Source organism: Acidimicrobiales bacterium (assembly GCA_025455885.1).
Classification (GTDB): Bacteria; Actinomycetota; Acidimicrobiia; order Acidimicrobiales; family Acidimicrobilacustridaceae; genus Rhabdothermincola_A.
On sequence record JALOLR010000031.1, the window covers coordinates 1 to 2,697 of the forward strand.

At 72.9% G+C, this 2,697-nt stretch carries 3 protein-coding genes; 2 read left to right on the plus strand and 1 reads right to left on the minus strand.

Features of this window, described 5'->3' with window-relative positions; genetic code table 11:
- Window positions 1–282 (minus strand): thioesterase family protein (locus tag MUE36_15960; GenBank protein MCU0312422.1); only part of this gene is annotated, 282 nt, incomplete at its 3' end.
- Window positions 283–443: 161 nt separating this feature from the next.
- Between MUE36_15960 and MUE36_15965 the strand changes: the two genes are divergently transcribed.
- A complete protein-coding gene (locus MUE36_15965) occupies window positions 444–1,730 on the plus strand; it encodes a propionyl-CoA--succinate CoA transferase (protein ID MCU0312423.1) in 1,287 nt (428 codons plus the stop codon).
- On the plus strand, window positions 1,727–2,697 hold a 971-nt coding region (locus tag MUE36_15970; GenBank protein MCU0312424.1), incomplete at its 3' end, for an aminotransferase class I/II-fold pyridoxal phosphate-dependent enzyme. The genes MUE36_15965 and MUE36_15970, both read left to right, overlap by 4 nt.

Sequence of the window (2,697 nt, forward strand, 5' to 3'; positions counted from 1 at the left end):
CTGGCGCGTGGAGAACGAGCGGCCGTCGCGCACCCGGTCCACCTCGTAGAGCACCGGTGCCTTCTCGTCGCCCTCGCGGATGAAGTAGGCGTGCAGCGAATGGGGGAGCTGGCCGCCCGACACGGTGTGCCCGGCCGCCCGCAGGGCCTGGGCGACGGCCTGGCCGCCGTAGATGCGGCCCCACCCGTTGTCGGCGCTCGGAGCCAGGAAGGCGTCGGGCTTGACGGCGTCGAGGGTGAGCAGCGACGACAGGTCGGTGGCGGAGGGGAGCGAGACGGTCACCGGCCCAGGTTGCCATGCCGGCTCGGCCGTCCGGAGGGGTGGGAGCGGTGGGGGTCCCGACACGGAGCGTTCACCGTCCCGACCGCTCCCGTTCGCCGTGCGGTCCGAGAGCCCGGTGCGGTCATCGCTACCGTGACGGCGCAAGGGAAAGGAACTCCTGCGTGAACGACGCCCTGCACCGCACCCGCTGCTCGGACCCCTCGGCCGTGCTCGAACACCTCGCTCACCACCGCGACGTGATCGTGCCGCTGGCCAACGGCGAACCCGACACGGTGATGGCCGCCGTCGACGCCGCCGGCCCCGACCTCGACGGCGTGCGAGTCCACCAGATGCACTGCCTGCACGACCGCCCGTACCTCCACGGCGCCTACCCGGGGCTGCGCCACACCGCCTACTTCCTCTCCCACATCACCCGCCCCGCCTACCACGAGGGCGGCTGCGACTTCACCCCGGCGCACTTCTCGGAGATGCCGCACCTCCTCGAGCACGTGACCCAGTCCCCGATCGTGCTCGCGTCGGCCACGCCCCCCGACCGCCACGGCTGGTTCTCCCTCGGCACGAACGCCGACTACGTGGCCCGCTTCATCGGGAAGGTCCCCTTCTTCCTCGAGGCCAACGCCCAGATGCCCCGCACCCGCGGGGAGAACAACCTGCACGTCTCCCAGGTCGCCGGCTGGGTGGAGGCCGACTACCCCCTCGCCGAGTCGCCCCCACCGGCCGTAGGTGAGAAGGACCGGATCATCGGTGAGCTGATCGCCGAGCGGGTGCCCGACGGGGCCACCATCCAGGTGGGGATCGGCTCGATCCCGGCGGCCGCCCTCGGCGCCCTGAAGGGCCACCACGACCTCGGGGTGCACACCGAGCTGCTCTCCGACGCGCTGGCGGCGCTGTTCACCGAAGGGGTGATCACGGGGACGGGCAAGACCACCCGCCCCGGCAAGATGGTCACCACCTTCGCGATGGGCACCCGCTCGTTCTACGACTTCATCGACGACAACGCGGTGGCGGAGTTCCTGCCCGTCGACTGGGTGAACGACCCGCGGGTCATCGGCCGGGAGCGGGCGTTCGTCTCGATCAACGCCACCGTCGAGGTCGACGCCCTCGGCCAGGCCAACTCCGAGATGATCTCGGGGCGGATGTGGTCGGGGTCGGGCGGGCAGGCCGACTTCGCGAAGGGCGCCATGTTCTCCCCTCGCGGCGCGGGCTTCCTGGCGTTGCACTCCACCACCTCCGACGAGTCGGTGAGCCGGATACGGGTCAGGCTCGACGCCGGGGCCACGATCACCACCAACAAGAACACGATCGACCACGTGGTCACCGAGTACGGGATCGCCGAGCTGCGCGGTCAGCCCGTCTCGGTGCGGGCGGCGCGCCTGATCGCCATCGCCCACCCCAAGTTCCGCGACGAGCTGACCGCCGAGGCCCGGGCGCTCGGCTACCTGGAGTGACGCTCCCCGCGGGGATCGACGCCCTGGCCCGCCCCGCTGCGTCGTTCGCCAGCGACAACGCCGCCGGCGCCCATCCCGAGGTCCTCGCCGCCGTCGTGGACGCCAACGAGGGCCCGGCGCTGGCCTACGGCGACGATCCGTGGACCCGGCGAGGCGTCGAGGCCGTCGCCGACCTCTTCGGGGGCGACGTGGAGGTGGTGCTGTGCTGGGGCGGCACCGGGGCCAACGTCGTGGGCCTGCAGTGCCTCCTCGGCCCCGGCGATGCGGTGCTGTGCCACGAGGGCGCCCACATCGACGTCGACGAGGGCGGGGCCCCGGAGAAGTTCACGGGGGCGAAGCTGGTGACGGTGCCGACGCCCGACGCCAAGCTGCGCCCCGCCGACCTCGACGGCCCGCTGCGCGACCTCGGCAACCCTCACCACGCACAACCGGCGGTGCTGTCGATCACCCAGTCCACCGAGCGCGGCACCCTCTATCAGCCCGAGGACGTCGCCGCGTTGTGCGACGCGGCGCACGCCCGAGGCCTGGCGGTGCACCTCGACGGCGCCCGCATCGCCAACGCCGCGGCTGCCCTCGGGGGCGACGTGCGGGGGTTCACCGTCGACGCCGGCGTCGACGTCGTCACCTTCGGGGGCACGAAGAACGGTCTGCTCCACGGCGACGCGGTGGTGTTCCTGCGGCCCGGGTCGGCGGCCCGGGCGGCGTTCGTGCGCAAGCAGGCCGGGCAGCTGGCCTCGAAGATGCGCTACCTCGGCGCCCAGTTCGCGGCGCTGCTCGCCGACGACCTGTGGCTGCGCAGCGCCACCCACGCCAACGCCATGGCCCGTCGCCTGGCCGACCGCCTGGCCGCCGGGGGCGTCGTGGACCCGCCGGTCGTGCCGGAGGTCAACGCGGTGTTCGTCGCGCTTCCGTCGGCGGGAGCCGTGGCCGACCTGCAGGCGTGGTCGTTCGTGTGGGAGTGGGACGC